The sequence below is a fragment of the Sporomusaceae bacterium ACPt genome (assembly GCA_041428575.1).
GTDB classification, from domain to species: Bacteria; Bacillota; Negativicutes; order Sporomusales; family Sporomusaceae; genus Sporomusa_D; species Sporomusa_D carbonis.
The window spans coordinates 479,951-495,430 of sequence record CP155570.1; the positions used below are offsets into that span (position 1 = coordinate 479,951).

At 48.6% G+C, this 15,480-nt stretch carries 24 protein-coding genes; 22 read left to right on the forward strand and 2 right to left on the reverse strand.

Going from position 1 to position 15,480, the window contains the following annotated elements:
- Positions 1-21: 21 nt before the first annotated feature.
- From rplO to rpsI, 18 genes are all read left to right on the forward strand, one after another.
- The gene (rplO, locus tag SCACP_RS02285) at positions 22-462 is read left to right on the forward strand and encodes a 50S ribosomal protein L15 (RefSeq protein WP_425059827.1); all 441 of its coding nucleotides are present in this window, start codon (positions 22-24) and stop codon (positions 460-462) included.
- On the forward strand, positions 463-1,719 hold the full coding sequence (secY, locus tag SCACP_RS02290) for a preprotein translocase subunit SecY (RefSeq protein WP_425059828.1): 1,257 nt from the start codon (positions 463-465) through the stop codon (positions 1,717-1,719).
- Positions 1,720-1,731: 12 nt separating this feature from the next.
- A complete protein-coding gene (locus SCACP_RS02295; protein ID WP_425059829.1) occupies positions 1,732-2,385 on the forward strand; it encodes an adenylate kinase in 654 nt (217 codons plus the stop codon).
- Positions 2,382-3,128 (forward strand): type I methionyl aminopeptidase, encoded by a 747-nt coding sequence (map, locus tag SCACP_RS02300; protein ID WP_425059830.1) that lies wholly within the window; start codon positions 2,382-2,384, stop codon positions 3,126-3,128. Before SCACP_RS02295 ends, map begins: the two co-directional genes overlap by 4 nt.
- Before the next feature lie 13 nt (positions 3,129-3,141).
- Positions 3,142-3,420, forward strand: coding sequence for a hypothetical protein (locus SCACP_RS02305; RefSeq protein WP_425059831.1), 279 nt, complete (start codon positions 3,142-3,144; stop codon positions 3,418-3,420).
- A 34-nt stretch (positions 3,421-3,454) separates the two neighbouring features.
- Positions 3,455-3,673, forward strand: coding sequence for a translation initiation factor IF-1 (gene infA / locus SCACP_RS02310; RefSeq protein WP_084577080.1), 219 nt, complete (start codon positions 3,455-3,457; stop codon positions 3,671-3,673).
- Between the two features lie 89 nt (positions 3,674-3,762).
- Complete coding sequence (gene rpmJ / locus SCACP_RS02315; RefSeq protein ID WP_094607412.1) at positions 3,763-3,876, forward strand: 50S ribosomal protein L36; 114 nt, start codon at positions 3,763-3,765, stop codon at positions 3,874-3,876.
- A gap of 25 nt (positions 3,877-3,901) precedes the next feature.
- Positions 3,902-4,273, forward strand: coding sequence for a 30S ribosomal protein S13 (gene rpsM, locus SCACP_RS02320; RefSeq protein ID WP_425059832.1), 372 nt, complete (start codon positions 3,902-3,904; stop codon positions 4,271-4,273).
- A gap of 14 nt (positions 4,274-4,287) precedes the next feature.
- A complete protein-coding gene (gene rpsK, locus SCACP_RS02325; protein WP_093796567.1) occupies positions 4,288-4,680 on the forward strand; it encodes a 30S ribosomal protein S11 in 393 nt (130 codons plus the stop codon).
- 24 nt (positions 4,681-4,704) lie between these two features.
- Positions 4,705-5,337: a 30S ribosomal protein S4 gene (gene rpsD / locus SCACP_RS02330; RefSeq protein WP_425059833.1), complete on the forward strand. Its 633-nt coding sequence runs from the start codon at positions 4,705-4,707 to the stop codon at positions 5,335-5,337.
- A 64-nt stretch (positions 5,338-5,401) separates the two neighbouring features.
- Positions 5,402-6,361: a DNA-directed RNA polymerase subunit alpha gene (locus SCACP_RS02335; protein WP_425059834.1), complete on the forward strand. Its 960-nt coding sequence runs from the start codon at positions 5,402-5,404 to the stop codon at positions 6,359-6,361.
- Positions 6,362-6,376: 15 nt separating this feature from the next.
- Positions 6,377-6,715, forward strand: coding sequence for a 50S ribosomal protein L17 (gene rplQ, locus SCACP_RS02340; RefSeq protein WP_425059835.1), 339 nt, complete (start codon positions 6,377-6,379; stop codon positions 6,713-6,715).
- Positions 6,716-6,808: 93 nt separating this feature from the next.
- Positions 6,809-7,639, forward strand: a complete 831-nt coding sequence (locus SCACP_RS02345; protein ID WP_425059836.1) for an energy-coupling factor transporter ATPase — start codon at positions 6,809-6,811, stop codon at positions 7,637-7,639.
- A complete protein-coding gene (locus SCACP_RS02350) occupies positions 7,630-8,499 on the forward strand; it encodes an energy-coupling factor transporter ATPase (RefSeq protein ID WP_425059837.1) in 870 nt (289 codons plus the stop codon). The genes SCACP_RS02345 and SCACP_RS02350 overlap by 10 nt, the downstream gene beginning before the upstream one ends.
- Positions 8,489-9,298: an energy-coupling factor transporter transmembrane component T family protein gene (locus SCACP_RS02355; RefSeq protein WP_425059838.1), complete on the forward strand. Its 810-nt coding sequence runs from the start codon at positions 8,489-8,491 to the stop codon at positions 9,296-9,298. The genes SCACP_RS02350 and SCACP_RS02355 overlap by 11 nt, the downstream gene beginning before the upstream one ends.
- Positions 9,295-10,032: a tRNA pseudouridine(38-40) synthase TruA gene (gene truA, locus SCACP_RS02360; protein WP_425059839.1), complete on the forward strand. Its 738-nt coding sequence runs from the start codon at positions 9,295-9,297 to the stop codon at positions 10,030-10,032. Before SCACP_RS02355 ends, truA begins: the two co-directional genes overlap by 4 nt.
- Positions 10,033-10,331: 299 nt before the next feature.
- A complete protein-coding gene (rplM, locus tag SCACP_RS02365) occupies positions 10,332-10,769 on the forward strand; it encodes a 50S ribosomal protein L13 (RefSeq protein ID WP_425059840.1) in 438 nt (145 codons plus the stop codon).
- A gap of 22 nt (positions 10,770-10,791) precedes the next feature.
- Positions 10,792-11,184, forward strand: coding sequence for a 30S ribosomal protein S9 (rpsI, locus tag SCACP_RS02370; protein ID WP_425059841.1), 393 nt, complete (start codon positions 10,792-10,794; stop codon positions 11,182-11,184).
- A 175-nt stretch (positions 11,185-11,359) separates the two neighbouring features.
- Here the strand turns inward: rpsI and SCACP_RS02375 are convergent, their stop codons facing one another.
- A complete protein-coding gene (locus SCACP_RS02375) occupies positions 11,360-12,148 on the reverse strand; it encodes a transglycosylase domain-containing protein (RefSeq protein WP_425059842.1) in 789 nt (262 codons plus the stop codon).
- Between the two features lie 199 nt (positions 12,149-12,347).
- Between SCACP_RS02375 and SCACP_RS02380 the strand changes: the two genes are divergently transcribed.
- Genes SCACP_RS02380 through amrS form a run of 4 tightly spaced genes read left to right on the forward strand, consistent with a single transcriptional unit; the run spans position 12,348 to position 15,248 of the window.
- Entirely contained in the window at positions 12,348-12,836 is a 489-nt protein-coding gene (locus tag SCACP_RS02380; protein WP_425061302.1) for an N-acetylmuramoyl-L-alanine amidase, read from the forward strand.
- A gap of 32 nt (positions 12,837-12,868) precedes the next feature.
- The gene (amrB, locus tag SCACP_RS02385) at positions 12,869-13,702 is read left to right on the forward strand and encodes an AmmeMemoRadiSam system protein B (RefSeq protein WP_425059843.1); all 834 of its coding nucleotides are present in this window, start codon (positions 12,869-12,871) and stop codon (positions 13,700-13,702) included.
- Positions 13,703-13,714: 12 nt separating this feature from the next.
- Entirely contained in the window at positions 13,715-14,230 is a 516-nt protein-coding gene (gene amrA / locus SCACP_RS02390) for an AmmeMemoRadiSam system protein A (RefSeq protein ID WP_425059844.1), read from the forward strand.
- A 25-nt stretch (positions 14,231-14,255) separates the two neighbouring features.
- Positions 14,256-15,248: an AmmeMemoRadiSam system radical SAM enzyme gene (gene amrS / locus SCACP_RS02395; protein WP_425059845.1), complete on the forward strand. Its 993-nt coding sequence runs from the start codon at positions 14,256-14,258 to the stop codon at positions 15,246-15,248.
- Here the strand turns inward: amrS and SCACP_RS02400 are convergent.
- On the reverse strand, positions 15,238-15,465 hold the full coding sequence (locus SCACP_RS02400; protein WP_425059846.1) for a DedA family protein: 228 nt from the start codon (positions 15,463-15,465) through the stop codon (positions 15,238-15,240). The genes amrS and SCACP_RS02400 overlap by 11 nt on opposite strands.
- Positions 15,466-15,480: the final 15 nt, after the last annotated feature.

The following is a 15,480-nucleotide window of genomic DNA, read 5'->3' on the forward strand; positions in this document are numbered from 1 at the left end:
TAGTTCAAGGAGGTGCTGTTAATGAAATTACATGAATTAGCTCCAGCGCCTGGTTCAAAAAAAGTTCGCACCCGTGTAGGCCGTGGCCTCGGTTCCGGTCTCGGTAAGACCTCCGGCAAAGGCCACAAAGGTCAGAAAGCCCGTGCCGGCGGCGGTGTGCGTCCTGGTTTTGAAGGTGGCCAGAAGCCCTTGTACTTAAGACTGCCCAAGCGTGGTTTCACCAATAAATTCGCTAAGGAGTACAGTGAAATTAATGTAGCTGATCTAAATCGCTTTGACAATGGTGCGGTTGTAGATCTTGAAGCTTTGGTGGAAGCCGGGGTAGTGAAAAAAGTGCTTGACGGTCTCAGAATTTTAGGTAATGGCGAGCTCACCAAGGCTTTAACCGTTAAAGCTAATGGCTTTACTAAGTCGGCTGCTGAAAAAATCCAGGCTGCCGGCGGTACAGTCGAGGTGATTTAATTGCTGGCAGAGCTCTCGAACGTTTTAAAGATTGCTGAACTGAGGCAGAAAATAGTTTTCACCTTGGTCATGTTCTTGATATTCAGGCTAGGCACACACATCCCAGTACCGGGAGTAAATGCCGCAGTTATCGAACAGCTGTTTACCAGCGGTAATCTGTTTGGGTTTCTGGACTTGTTTTCCGGTGGTGCCCTAAGCAAGTTTTCCATATTTGCTATGAGCATAACTCCCTACATCAACGCTTCGATTATCATGCAGCTCTTAACCGTTGTTGTGCCGAAATTTGAACAATGGGCCAAAGAAGGCGACGAGGGCCGCAAGAAAATTACCCAAATAACCCGTTACGGAACAGTACTTTTAGGCTTTATTCAAGCACTCGGCATGTCGTTTGGCTTAAAAGTAGCTATCATCAACCCCGGATTTGGTTCGATATTTCTCATTGCGCTCACCCTGACCGCCGGAACGACCTTCCTTATGTGGCTGGGTGAACAAATCACCGAAAAAGGTATTGGCAACGGCATTTCACTGATCATTTTTGCCGGTATCGTATCAAGGCTGCCCAGCGGCCTCTATACCATATACGAGTATCTAAGAGCCGGAACGATTAATATCTTCAATGTACTGCTGTTCCTGATAATCGCCGCGGCCATGATAGTATTTGTTATCGCTATTCAGCAGGGTCAGCGTAGAATTCCTGTGCAGTACGCAAAACGGGTCGTCGGCCGGAAAATGTACGGCGGCCATTCCACCCATATCCCGCTAAAAGTCAATCAAGCGGGCGTAATTCCAATAATCTTTGCGTCATCTGTGCTGATGTTCCCGGTAACCATTGCCCAGTTTATTGATGTACCCTGGGTAAAAACAGTGGCAGGGTGGTTTGCGTGGGGCACGCCGCTACAGACAACACTGTATGCGCTCTTAATCATCTTCTTCACGTACTTCTATACTGCGGTTACCATGAACATATCAGATATGGCAGAGAACATGAAAAAACACGGCGGGTTTATTCCAGGCATCAGGCCGGGTAAGCCTACCGCCGATTATTTAGACCGGGTTATGACCAGAATTACCCTGGCCGGATCGATATTCCTGGCCATAATCGCCATACTGCCGAATTTTGTCGCATCTGCGACAAAACTCCAGGGTGTGTATTTCGGTGGTACCGCTCTACTGATCGTAGTGGGCGTGGCACTTGATACCATGAAGCAGATCGAGGCGCTTGTCCTTATGCGTCATTACCAAGGCTTCATGAAGTAGGAGGTAGTGGTCATGTTTATTCTGTTAATGGGTCCGCCTGGTGCCGGAAAAGGCACCCAGGCGGCCAAACTGGTAGAAAATTTTAAAATTCCCCACATTTCGACCGGGGATATGTTCCGGGCAGCTGTCAAAGAAGGCACCGAGCTTGGCAAACAGGCCAAAGCTTGCATGGATGCCGGACAATTGGTGCCTGACAGTGTAACAATCGGTATTGTCAAAGAACGCTTGGCTAAGGAAGATTGCCAAAAAGGATTTATCCTGGACGGCTTTCCCCGCACCATTGCTCAGGCCGAAGCCCTGGACCGGACGCTCTCTGAACTGGAAATCAGGCTTGACCGGGTTATCAATATTACTGCACCAGACTCAGAATTGGTCGGCCGTATGACCGGACGCCGGATATGCAAAAACTGCGGCGCTACCTATCATGTTGCTTTTAATCCGTCCAGCAAAAACGGTATTTGTGACAAATGCGGCGGCGAGCTGTTCCAACGGGATGATGACCGGGAAGAGACAGTAATTAACCGGTTGTCGGTATATCAGGCTCAGACTCAACCGCTGATTGAGTATTATCAGGACAAAGGGTTGTATACCGAGATCAACGGCCTGCAACCCATTGATGATGTCCTGAAAGACATAGTGAGTAGCCTGAGAGGCGGGCAACTATGATCATTCTTAAATCACAAAGGGAATTAAACTACCTGCGTGATGCCGGGCGGATAGTGGCCGAGACGCTTAATGAAGTGAAAAAAGCGGTAAAACCTGATGTCACTACGCTTGAACTTGACAGGATTGCTGAACAGTACATCAGAAGCCGGGGAGCAGTACCTGCCTTTAAAGGTTACCACGGTTTCCCGGGCAATATTTGCACTTCGGTTAATGAAGAGGTAGTACATGGCATTCCTGGGTTAAAAAGGTTGAAAAATGGAGATAATGTAAGTATTGACATTGGCGCCATCATTAACGGATATTGCGGTGATGCTGCGATTACCGTGCCGGTTGGTGAGGTTGACGCTGAAGTTGAGAAACTTATTGAAGTTACCGAACAGTCGCTATATAAGGGGATTGAACAAGCTGTGGCAGGAAATCGTTTAGGCGATATTTCCCATAGTATTCAAACCTACGCCGAGGGGCATGGTTATGGTGTAGTGCGCGATTTTGTCGGGCATGGCATCGGCAGAAACATGCACGAAGATCCGCAAGTGCCCAATTACGGACTTCCCGGCCGCGGCCCGCGATTAAAATCTGGTATGACATTAGCAATAGAGCCTATGATTAACGCAGGGACTCATGAGGTCAAGACCTTGAGCGACAACTGGACAGTAGTGACTGCTGACGGAAAATATTCCGCCCATTTTGAGCACACCATTGCAATTACCGCCGATGGTCCGGAAATATTAACAAAACTATAGGAGGAGACGGCTTGTGCCAGATGGAAATATAAGCCTTGGGCACATTGTCATATCGTCAGCCGGACGCGATGCTGGCCGCGCCTATGTTGTGCTAGGGTGGTATAAGCCGCAAACTCTTCTGGTAGCTGACGGACGCAGCCGTAAAGTCGAGAGTCCTAAGAAAAAAAACGTTAAGCATGTAAAAAGGCTTAATTCTATTGCTAACAATGTGGCAGAGACTTTAGCCAGTGGTCAAAAAACCACCGATGAGGACATCCGCCAGGCCCTCGCCCAGATCGAGGCGACCGGATAAGTTGTTTAAAAGCGGACGAGGAGGGATATAGCTCATGTCCAAACAAGACGTAATAGAAGTTGAAGGCACGGTTATCGAGGCATTGCCTAACGCCATGTTCCAGGTAAAACTGGAAAACGGCCATATTGTACTGGCGCATGTGTCGGGTAAAATTCGCATGAATTTTATCCGGATTTTACCAGGCGATAAAGTTACTATTGAACTTACACCGTATGATTTAAAACGCGGCCGTATTACCTATAGGTTTAAATAGCAGGTTCGTGGGTTCGTAAGTTCGTTAGTCGAGTTGATGAGCGAACGCGGACTGGCGGACGGACGGACGCACGATAAGGAGGTTTAATTATGAAAGTAAGGCCATCGGTTAAGCCTATATGTGAAAAATGCAAAGTCATCAAACGGCATGGCAGAGTAATGGTGATTTGCGAAAATCCCAAACATAAACAAAAACAAGGATAATAAGAGTTAGGGGGTGGATTAATACATGGCACGTATTGCCGGTGTAGACTTACCGCGTGATAAACGCATCGAAATTGCTTTGACATACATCTATGGCATCGGACTGACATTGTCCAAAGAAATCCTAAAAAATACCGGAATCAATCCTGACACCAGAACCCGGGACTTAACCGAGGAAGAAGTTGCCAAACTGCGCGAAAACATTGATAAAAATTACCGTGTAGAAGGCGATCTCCGCCGGGAAGAAGCGTTAAACATTAAGCGTCTTATCGAAATCGGGTCTTACCGGGGCAAGCGGCATCGGATGGGTCTGCCTGTACGCGGTCAGCGTACCAAGACCAATGCCCGTACCCGTAAAGGCCCGAAAAAGACTGTTGGTGCTAAGAAGAAGAAGTAAAGGAGGGATACCCATTGGCTCAAAAGAAAGTTGCTAGACCAAAACGTAAAGAACGTAAAAATATAGAACATGGTGTTGCTCATATCCGTTCGACCTTCAACAACACCATCGTAACCATCACTGATACCCGAGGTAACGCTATTTCGTGGGCCAGCGCCGGTGGCCTGGGTTTTAGAGGTTCGCGGAAAAGTACGCCGTTTGCCGCTCAGATGGCCGCCGAAACTGCTGCTAAAGCTGCCATGGAGCATGGCTTGAAACAAATTGAAGTATTTGTAAAAGGTCCTGGTGCCGGTCGGGAAGCCGCCATCCGTTCACTTCAGGCTGCAGGTCTGGAAGTTAATATGATAAAAGACGTAACACCCATTCCTCACAATGGATGCCGTCCACCGAAAAGAAGAAGAGTTTAGGGAATTGGGAGGTGTTTGGTAAGAATGGCTAAATATACAGGTCCTGTTTGCAGATTATGCCGCCGCGAGGGCGCTAAACTATACCTTAAAGGCGACAGATGCTATAGCGATAAATGCGCCTTTACCCAGCGTGGTTTTGCTCCTGGTCAACATGGTGCCGGACAAACCCGCAAAAAAGTTTCTGAATACGGCATTCAGCTCCGGGAAAAGCAAAAAACCCGCCGCATTTACGGAGTGCTTGAGCGCCAGTTCCGGAACTATTTTGAAAAGGCTGAGCGCCAAAAAGGCATTACCGGCGAAAACCTTTTAATTATGCTGGAAAGAAGACTTGACAATGTTGTTTACCGCATGGGACTGGCTGAAAGCCGGATCCAGGCAAGACAACTGGTGCGCCATGGCTTGTTCACTGTCAACGGCCGTCGTGTAAACATTCCGTCCTTCCTGGTTAAAGCCGGCGACGTTGTTGCGGTGCGGGAAGGCAGCAAAGAATCACCCATTATGAAGAAAATCGCTGAGTCGCTTGGCCATAAGCAAGCTCCGGCTTGGATTGAGTTGACGGCTGCCGATATGAGCGGTAAAGTTATGCGCTACCCCACCCGGGAGGAAATTGATATTCCTGTCCAGGAACATCTAATTGTAGAATTGTACTCGAGATAATCTGCCCTCAACCGTGGCGATGGCGTAACTTAGCAGTTTGCGCAAATGAGGAGGGTTTTTCCGGATGATTGAAATCGAAAAACCGAAAATCGAAATAGTGGAAATAAGCGAAGACAACCGTTATGGCAAATTCGTATGGGAACCCTTAGACCGGGGCTTTGGCATCACACTGGGCAACAGTCTGAGAAGGGTACTTTTATCGTCATTGCCGGGTGCAGCCGTAACATCAGTAAAAATTGACGGCGTGCTTCACGAGTTTGCCACTATTCCCGGTGTTCGGGAGGACGTCACCGACATTATTTTAAACCTAAAAGAACTGTGCCTGAAAATGCATAGTGATGAACCGAAAGTTTTACTGGTAGAAGCGTTTGAAGAAGGCGATGTCACAGCTGGCGACATCAAGGCCGACGCCGATATTGATATCTTAAACCCTGAGCTCCACTTGGCGACAGTTGGTGCTGGCGGCAAACTCCGCATGGAAATCATGGTTGAAAAAGGCAAAGGCTATGTACCCGCTGATAAGAACAAAAAGCCCGACCATGTAATCGGGATTATTCCAGTTGACTCCATCTTCTCACCGATTGTACGCGTCAATTACAACGTTACTGATACGCGTGTCGGCAATGTAACCAACTATGACAAGCTGACATTAGAAGTATGGACCGACGGCAGTATGCGTCCCGAAGAAGCGGTCAGCAAAGCTGCTGGCATCATGGTGTCGCACCTGAAATTATTTCAAAATATTGCCGGAGAACCTCCAGAAGAGGATGAGGGTCAGGGATTGGTGTCTGAAGAACCGGCTGAAGGCAAAAACAGGGTAATGGAAATGACCATTGAGGATCTGGACCTCTCGGTGCGTTCTTACAACTGTTTAAAACGGGCCGGAATCAATACAGTAGCTGAGCTTACTCAAAAGAGCGAAGAAGACATGATGAAAGTTCGCAACTTAGGGCGTAAATCACTGGAAGAAGTCAAGAAAAAGCTTATTGAGATGGGTCTTGCACTGGCTGAAAACGAAGATTAAGGGGAGGGAAGAGTTGTGGCCTACAGAAAGTTAGGACGGGACACGAGCGCCCGCAAAGCGCTGTTTCGCAGTTTATTAACTTCCTTCTTTGCATATGAGCGTATTGAAACAACGGAAGCTAAGGCGAAAGAAATCAGCGGCCTTGCCGATAAAATGATTACTTTGGCCAAGCGGGGCGACCTGCATGCCCGCCGCCAAGTGTTATCATACCTCTTGGACGAAGAAGTTACTAAAAAACTGTTTGACGTAGTTGCTCCCAAATATGCCGAACGTCAAGGCGGTTATACCCGGGTGCTTAAGCTGGGACCGCGCCGGGGCGATGCTGCTCCTATGGCGATTATCGAATTAGTGTAATGTAGTAGTTAATAGGGCGACCCGGCGGGTCGCCTTTATACTTATACTATGGCCTAAGCGGCCTATGTACTTTTAAAATAAGGGGCTCATCGTATGGGAGAACTTATTAAAATTGAAAACCTGCGCCACACTTATCCAGGTTATGAGGGTCAGGAGGTAATCGCGCTTACCGATATTAACCTGACTATTAATCAGGGTGAATTTGTTGCCGTCATTGGTACTAACGGTTCAGGCAAATCAACGCTGGCTAAGCACCTAAATGCACTAATTTTGCCAACTGGCGGCAAATGTCTGGTAGCTGGCATGGATACGAGTGATCCGGCAAAAGTATGGGATATACGCCAGCAAGTAGGCATGGTATTTCAAAATCCTGATAACCAGATTGTGGCGGCAATTGTCGAAGAGGACGTAGCCTTTGGCCCGGAGAATTTAGGTGTAGAACCGCATGAGATTTCCCGGCGGGTGACTGAAGCGCTGGCGCTTGTCAATATGGAAGAATATCGCCATCATGCGCCGCACCTTTTGTCCGGCGGACAGAAACAGCGGGTGGCTATTGCCGGGGTACTGGCCATGCGCCCTAAGTGTCTGGTACTTGATGAGCCAACCGCCATGCTTGATCCCCGTGGCCGCAAAGAAGTACTTGATACCGTCCGCCGGTTAAATCAAGAAGGAATTACTGTTGTATACATTACTCATTTTATGGAAGAAGCTGTGGCCGCCCACCGGGTTGTAGTCATGGAGCAAGGCTCAATTGTTATGCAAGGCCCGCCGGCGGAGGTGTTTAGCCAGGTTGCGCGTCTCAAAACCATGGGGCTTGATGTACCGGCCGCGGCCGAAATTGCTGATTACCTGCGCGGTTACGGTCTAAAACTGGAGACTGGTATAATAAGCGATGAACAGCTGGTGGTGGCGCTATGTCCATAATATTTAACAACGTTACCTATACCTATATGCCTGGAACCCCATATCAGCGGACAGCCATCAGGAACATAAACCTGACTATCAATCAAGGTGAGTTTATCGGTATCATCGGTCATACCGGTTCAGGTAAATCGACACTGGTACAGCATATGAACGGCCTGATAACTCCTACAACCGGTCAAGTGACAGTTGATGATGTTGACCTAACTACCAAAAGCCCGGCGGCGCGTGGGGCGAGGCGGCGGGTGGGTATGGTCTTCCAATATCCTGAGCACCAGTTGTTTGAAGAGACTATCTATGAAGATATTGCGTTCGGCCCCAAAAATCTTGGTCTGACAGCTGACGAAATTGAAAGCCGTGTACGCCGGGCTATGGATTTTGTCGGACTTGATTTTGAGAGATTTAAAGACCGTTCACCTTTTAACCTCAGTGGCGGTCAGATGCGGCGGGTAGCTATTGCCGGGGTTATTGCTTTGGAGCCTGATTATCTGGCGTTGGATGAACCGGCTGCCGGCCTTGATCCCCGGGGACGGGACGAAATTTTCGGCCAGATTGTTAAACTGCATCAGACAACAGGTATTACCGTTATCTTGGTGTCGCACAATATGGAAGATGTTGCCCGCCTGGCTACCCGGGTATTGGTTATGAATGGCGGCCAAATTAGCCTTGACGGCACACCGCAGGAAATTTTCGGTAGTGGCCGCGATCAACTTAAAAATGCCGGCGTCGATGTGCCACCGCTTACTGCATTAATGGACAAGCTCCAGGCCAAAGGCTTAGCCATTGATAATACCGTCATGACGGCCGAGGCAGCGGCCAAAAACATTTTTCAAGCCGTTAGGGGGCGGAAAAATGCTCACTGATATTACCTTAGGCCAATATTTTCCTGGGAGCTCACCCATCCATCGCCTTGACCCCCGAACCAAAATATTGGGTGTGGTCGCTTATATCAGCACAATATTTTTAGCCGAAAATTATTTGGCTTACGGCATACTTATGGCGTTTGCCGTTATAGTAATCGGCGTGTCAGCCATTCCGGCACGGCTTGTGCTGCGCTCAGTTAAACCGTTATGGATTATCATCATCCTAACACTGTGCATTCATGTCTTCAGTACGCCCGGTTTTGTTATTTATTCACTGGGGCCGTTGACCATCACTACAGAAGGTGTGCGCATGGGTATACTCATGTCGCTCAGACTGGTACTGTTAATTGTAGTATCATCGCTCGTAACTTTTACCACCTCACCAATTGCACTAACTGACGGTATTGAGCGTCTTCTGAACCCCTTCCGGCGGTTGGGAGTGCCGGCTCATGAACTGGCCATGATGATGACAATTGCTCTCAGATTTATTCCCACCTTACTGGAAGAAGCCGATAGGATTATGAAGGCGCAAATGGCGCGGGGCGCAGACTTTGCTTCCGGTAATATTTTGAACCGGGCCAAGAATATGGTGCCGCTCTTGGTGCCGCTGTTTATTAGCGCATTTCGCCGTGCTGATGAATTGGCCGTGGCTATGGAAGCCAGGTGTTACCGGGGCGGTGAAAACCGTACCAGGATGAAAGAACTAAAACTAGGCACACTAGATATAATGGCTGCGGCTGCGATGCTAGTCCTGATCGCGGTCCTCATTGCGGTCAAGACCTATGACCAAATAATATGAGAAACATCAAGCTTACTTTGGCCTATGATGGTACGGCCTACCATGGTTTTCAACGACAAGCCAACGCTGTTACCATTCAGCAGCTAGTAGAAGAACGCTTGGCCAAAATTTTCGGCCACCAGCTTAAACTTACCGGTGCGGCCCGTACTGATGCCGGGGTGCATGCCTATGGGCAGGTAGTGAATTTCTTTACCCAGGGAACTATCCCGGCCGAGCGTATTCCGTTAGCGGCCAAGGGATTGCTGCCCCCCGACATTGTGGTAGTTGCAGCAAGTGATGCAGCGCCGGAATTTCATGCCCGTTATTCAGCCCATAGCAAGAGATATCGCTATAGGCTATTGAATACAAAATTGCCAAATCCGTTTGAGCGGAACTATGCCTGGCATTTTACCGCCGGATTGGATACCGCGCTTATGCATCAGGCTGCTCAAGCCTTAGTTGGCACGCATGACTTTTCGGCATTCCGCGCCACCGGCGGTGCTCCGGTAAGCCCTGTCCGTACCATTATGGCAGCATCATGCCGAAACTCAGGGGATTCAATCATTGAATTTGAATTTTGGGGAACCGGTTTTTTATACCACATGGTGCGCAACTTAGTCGGAACGCTGGTCGAAGTTGGCCAACACCGCCTAACTCCTGACGGTTTTGCTGATATTCTGGCCGGCTGTGACCGGTCGGCAGCCGGTGTCACGGCACCGCCACAGGGACTGTACTTAGTTGAAGTTAAGTATTGAGATTGCTTCACCAGCGTTCGCAATGACAGTATCAAGATGTCACTGCGAGGAGGCGTTAGCCGACGCGGCAGTCTCTTGTTTTCGGAGTAGTGAGCGTGGCAATCACTCCACGAGTTACAGATATATAAAAATATTTTCTGTCTGGCAAGGTATATAGCTTGACATCAATCAGCTAATTTATTACAATAGCTTTATGAGATTTTTGCCATGACTTCCATTAGCCCCGGAATTCAAGGTTATAATCATAATTTGTCTCTTTAATTTATAGTCCTTTTTAGCCTGTACGAGGAGGATAGACGATGAAAACTTTTATGGCAAATCCGGCCAACATCCAGCGCAAATGGTATGTTGTGGACGCTGAGGGTAAAACCCTTGGCAGGTTGGCCGCTGAAGTCGCGAAAGTTCTTCGCGGCAAAAATAAACCAACCTTTACTCCCCATGTTGATACTGGCGACCATGTAATTGTAGTTAATGCTGATAAAGTGGTATTAACAGGTAAAAAACTTACCCAAAAAACCTATTTCCGTCATTCCGGCTACCCGGGTGGCACCACGTTCACTGCTGCCGGCAAGATGCTGGCCGAAAAGCCTGAGCGGGTCATTGAGCATGCTGTTAAAGGTATGTTGCCCAAGAACCGCCTTGGCCGTCAAATGTACCGTAAACTTAATGTTTACGCTGGTCCTAACCATCCGCATTCCGCTCAACAGCCGGAAGTGCTGGAACTTAATATTAGGTAATACCGGAAAGGAGGAACATATAATGGCATTGGTGACTTACTACGGCACAGGTCGTAGAAAAACCTCGGTTGCCAGAGTTCGTCTGGTTCCGGGAGAAGGCAAAATCATTGTTAATGAACGTCCGCTGAACGAATATTTTGGTTTAAAAACTTTGGAGCTTATCGTAACTCAACCGCTTAATATTACCGATACTGTTGGTAAATATGACGTTCTGGCAAAAGTTGAGGGCGGCGGCGTATCCGGCCAAGCCGGCGCAGTCCGTCACGGTATTGCCCGCGCTCTGTTAAAAGTTGACGGCGAATTCCGTCCGGCTCTTAAGAAAGCTGGTCTGTTAACCCGCGATCCGCGCGAAAAAGAGCGCCGCAAATACGGCCTCAAAAAAGCCCGCAAAGCTTCCCAGTTCTCCAAACGTTAATATTTTTGTGTTACAAAAAACCCTGTCAGCTTATCTGGCAGGGTTTTTTTGTCCTGACAGAAAGCATAACTCTCTGCCAGGATAAAGGCAACATCGGCTTCCGCTTTCGTCAAAGGCTCGGCGCAAGCCGTGTTTTCTTTAAATCAAAAAAGGTCCGGTGTTTGCCGGACATTGGCTATTTAGCCAATTTAATCGGGGCTAGTTTTGCTTCCAGGGCTTGATCCGGACTGATATAACCGTGGCGGGTCATGGCTGTGAGCACAATGGCCTGGCGTTGTTTGGCGGCCGCAAAATCCACATATGGGGATATCCGCGACGGGGCGTTAGGCAGTCCGGCCAGCATGGCGCATTCCGCCAGAGTAAGGTTAAACGGCGGTTTGCCAAAGTAAACTGCTGACGCCTCGCTAATGCCATACGCGCCAGACCCGAAATAGATAGTATTCAAATACATCTCAAGGATTTCTTCTTTGGAGTACCGAAGCTCAACATCAATAGCCAGGATAATTTCTTCAAGCTTCCGGCCCAATGTCTGGTCATGAGATAAAAATAAATTTTTTACCAGTTGCTGGGTAATTGTGCTACCACCTTCAACAAATGCGCCTGTCTGCAAGTTTACCAGTGCCGCTCGCAGTATACCCTCGATATCAAACCCCATATGCTGGTAAAACCTGTTATCTTCAACGGCAATGATAGCCTGTTGCATAGTCGGTGGTATGTCGGACAACTGTACATAACCTTTCTTGTCAAGTTTGGCATCGACAGCGCTCTTGAGGAAAATGATCCGGTGCGCCTGTTCCCAGATGCCTTTAACATTGGAAGTTGCGGTAGTTGCAGCCGGAACACTGACTTTTGGTATTGCTGAGCGGAGCAGCAAATCGCCGCCGGCCCACAAAAAAGCGATTGTAAATACAATTAATAATAGGACGAAAAACCGGCCTTTCCGCAAACGCATTGTTTTCAACATGTCACCCCCCGTATCACGTTGTTGCTGTAGTCATGCCGATTACCTATATTTTAGCATTTAATTGCCTAATAGAGAATACAGTGTAAGTAGCGAAGGCCGCGGCCTTGATTCTTTATAAGGCAGGGATGAACATGCGGGTAGTCGTGATGCGGCGACGGAGATTAGTTAGCGCGATAGTGTTTAGTATTGCGGTGGTAGTATTGCATTAAAATTAGCCGCTGTTGTGTCTGCCAACGGCGGAATGCCAGTGCTTACCCGGGAGGGCGATGTCGATTATTATACACGGGGCAAAGGCGGCAAACGCAACGACCTCTTAAAACGTGCTGAAATCATTGAAAATTCAGGGGCTAACGCGTTTGTCAGCATTCACTGCAATGCCATCAAAGGCGCTAAAGGGTCGGGAGCTCAGGTTTTTTACAATCCCGAATCAGAAGAAAATGAGCGGTTGGCTGAGACTGTACAACATGTTCTAAAAAATTTTTCCCCTGGAAACAAACGCCAAGCCAAGCAGGATTCTGACATTATCTTATTGAAATCTGTAAATGTGCCGGATGTGCTTGTTGAAGCCGGCTTTATCAGCAATCCGGAAGAAGCCGGCCGCCCTAATAATGATGCATATCAGCAAAAGTTAGCCGAACATATTGCCAAAGCTTTGGCGTATCATTTCAGCCAGAATGTGGGAAGATAAAAAACGAACCACTAGCTGAAGGGAGTGATTGTATGGATAATTTGGTTGGCTGTGCGGTAATGCCGCATCCGCCTATCATGATCCCGGAAGTAGGGAAAAACGAACTTGATAATATCAAAAATACTGTTCAAACTGCCGGACAAGTAGCCGAAATGTTGAAAGAGGGCAACCCTCAGACTGTTGTCATAATTACGCCGCATGGACCGGTTTTTGAGGATGCTGTTACTGTTTGCATCCATCCCCGCCTGCGCGGCAGCATGGCAAGTTTTGGCGCTCCTGACGTAACGCTTGGCTTTGAGACCGATAACCTGTTAATAAAGCATATTATCCGCAACTGCCAGCGCCTTGGGATTAATTTAATGGAATTGACCGATGATACTGCCAAGAATTACCGGATTTCTTTAAAAATTGATCACGGCGCTTTTGTCCCGCTGTACTATCTTAACAAGGCCGGTTTTAAAGGCCAAATTGTACTGTTATCCATGGGTATGCTGGCCTATGAGGAAATGTACACTTTTGGTAAAGCTGTTCAGGCAGCTATCGGCAGTATGGACAAGCGGGTGGCGGTAATTGCTTCAAGTGATTTGTCTCACCGCCTGCTGCCCGGTGCGCCGGCCGGATACAGTCCGCGTGGCGCTGAATTTGACCGTCAGGTAGTTCAAGCCCTTAAAAACATTGATGTCAAAGCTCTTCTCAACCTGGATAAAAATTTGATAGACGAAGCCGGAGAATGCGGCCTCAGGCCGATATTTTTTCTCATGGGCGTTATGGGCGGCCTGGAAGCTGAGGTTATCAACTGCTCTTACGAAGGACCGCTTGGCGTTGGTTATGCTGTTGTTTCTTATAAAATTAAAGGGAAAAAATAGGAGGGGGCTGTTATGAGCGCACCAAGCGCGCCAGTAGCACTGGCCCGTGAAAGTCTGAGATATTATCTTGAACATGGCCGGCTGATGGATAAACCGGCTGAAGTGCCGCCTATGCTGAGCGGCCAAGCCGGGACGTTTGTATCGTTTAAAAAAGGTGGCCAGCTACGCGGATGTATTGGGACATTTGCTCCCACCCAGCCCACGGTGGCCGAAGAAATTATTCAGAATGCCGTTAGTGCCGGCACAGAGGATCCGCGGTTTTGGCCCATTGAACTTAGCGAGCTGCCAGAGCTTGAGGTTTCGGTTGATGTGCTCCAAACGCCGGAGCCGGTGGATAGCTTGGAGGAGCTTGATCCCAAGAAGTATGGCGTTATTGTCCGTAAAGGCCGGCGTTCCGGCCTGTTGCTACCTGACCTGGAAGGGGTTGACACCGCCCAGGCGCAGGTGGCTATCGCCAGGCAAAAGGCGGGTATTCGCCCTGACGAGGATGTTGATTTGTACCGCTTTACCGTGATTCGCTATAAGTAATCAAAAATCAAAGCAGGTGATAAGCGTGCATGAGGCCCTCCATTATGAACGGCGCGGCGAGACGGCGCTATGCCGGCTGTGTCCTAAGAACTGCCTAATTGCTGAGGGGCGGACAGGCTTTTGCCGGGTGCGGCAGTATACTGACGGCAGGCTTTACACGTTAAACTATGCCCAGGCTACTGCTCAGGCGCTTGATCCTATCGAGAAGAAACCGCTCTACCACTTTTATCCGGGCAGCTATATCTTGTCTATTGGCACCTGGGGGTGCAACTTTGCCTGCCAATTTTGCCAAAACTGGCATATTGCCCATGACAACCCGCCTGCTGTCAGACTTGAACCCCAGGCGGCGGCCAATTTGGCCGGTGAGTTAGTGGACAGGGGGAATATCGGTATTGCCTACACTTATTCTGAACCCAGCGTGTGGTATGAATATATCTTTGATACTGTCCGCACGGTAAAGGCGGCCGGACTTAAAAACGTGCTTGTTACCAATGGCTTTATTAACGAACAGCCGTTGAATGAACTATTGCCGTACATTGATGCTATGAATATCGATGTGAAAGCTTTCAACGATGATTTTTACCAAAAAGTATGTGCCGGACGGCTTGAACATGTGAAACATACGGTCGAATTGGCGGCCCGCGCCTGCCATGTTGAGATTACTACTTTAGTAGTGCCGGGGCTTAATGACCATGAACACGAAATTGCCGGCCTGGCCGGATGGCTGGCAGGCATTAATCCTGACATACCGCTGCACTTCTCACGTTATTTCCCCAATTACAAAATGGACGCGCCGCCGACACCGCTGAGCACACTTTCTCAGGCTTATGAGACCGCGCGTAAACACCTCAACTACGTATATATTGGCAATACCGGCGGTGACCGCGTTAACACCTACTGCCCGGAGTGCGGCTATAAGGTTATTGATCGCCTGGGTGGTTACAGCCGGTTAACAGATGAAAAAAACTGCTCCCGGTGCGGGAACAGTATATACATAATTGGAGAGGTCAATTTCTGATGAGTTGCCTCTTTTTTCTTTTACGGCTTAAATACCAATATATACCGACAACAACAACGGCAAACCCGATAGCGGCAACTACTATATAGCCGAGATCGGTAAAGATGTCAATGAGTTTTTCCCAATGCGGGCCGAAAAACAGGCCCAGACTAACGGCCAGCGTGCACCACACTGCTATGCCTATGGCCGTAAGTACACCGAAAGTCGACAGACGCATGTTCAAGAGGCCGGC